Origin of the sequence: Lysinibacillus sp., assembly GCF_032093475.1 — a bacterium.
GTDB classification, from domain to species: Bacteria; Bacillota; Bacilli; order Bacillales_A; family Planococcaceae; genus Lysinibacillus; species Lysinibacillus irui.
In genome coordinates, this window is sequence record NZ_DAMDAY010000143.1 from 1 (window position 1) to 837 (window position 837).

Annotated in this window: 1 protein-coding gene; it reads right to left on the reverse strand. The window is 44.6% G+C overall.

The window, feature by feature from the left end:
• Positions 1-449 precede the first annotated feature (449 nt).
• Positions 450-837: energy coupling factor transporter S component ThiW (thiW, locus tag RT445_RS20985; protein WP_313471493.1), on the reverse strand; the 388-nt coding region annotated here is incomplete at its 5' end.

Here is an 837-nt window from a genome sequence, read left to right on the forward strand (position 1 = left end):
GTGGTGTATCCGCTCAAAAAGAAAAGAAAGCGCTCCAAGGAGACAGGTAACCGCTCCAAAAGTAAGGGAAAGCGCTCTAAGGAGACAGGTCTCCGCTCGAAAGTAAGGAGAAGCGCTCCAAAGAGTGGTGTATCCGCTCATAAAGTAAGGAAAGCGCTCCAAGGAGACAGGTAACCGCTCCAAAAGTAAGAGAAAGCGCTCCAAGGAGACAGGTAACCGCTCATAAAGTGAAGGAAAGCGCTCCAAAGAGACAGGTAACCGCTCGAAAAGTAAGGAGAAGCGCTCCAAGGGGTGGTGTATTCGCTCATAAAGTGAGGGAAAGCGCTCCAAAGAGACAGGTATCCGCTCCAAAAGCAAATGTCCCCGCTCTAAAAGAACAAACAAAGTTATCATCAGATATAATGGAATTTCTCCATCTAATACTATATAAAAACACAGAACCCGTTCACTCAATAAAGTGAAGAATTAAAGCTCTTTACTAGGACGGTCTTCCGCAAACTGTTAGCAATCACTACGCCTAAAAGAGCACCAATAGTACTGGATGTTAAAAAGGCTGGCATGAAGAATAAGGCAGCTACGGAGGTCCCCATTAGTAAATTTGCATAAGGTACAGCGATCAGTGAAGCAAGAATTCCTGTTCCAATGATTTCGCCAATGCCAGCTAACCACATTTTACTGCTGTATTTATAAGCGAGAGCAGCACATAATGCGCCAATAACACTGCCAGGGATCGCTAATAATGATCCTGTCCCTGTAAGGATTCGAATGATGGCAGTAACAAAGGCAATTAGGACTGTAGGAACTGGCCCTAATAGAATTGCACCTACCACGTTAATT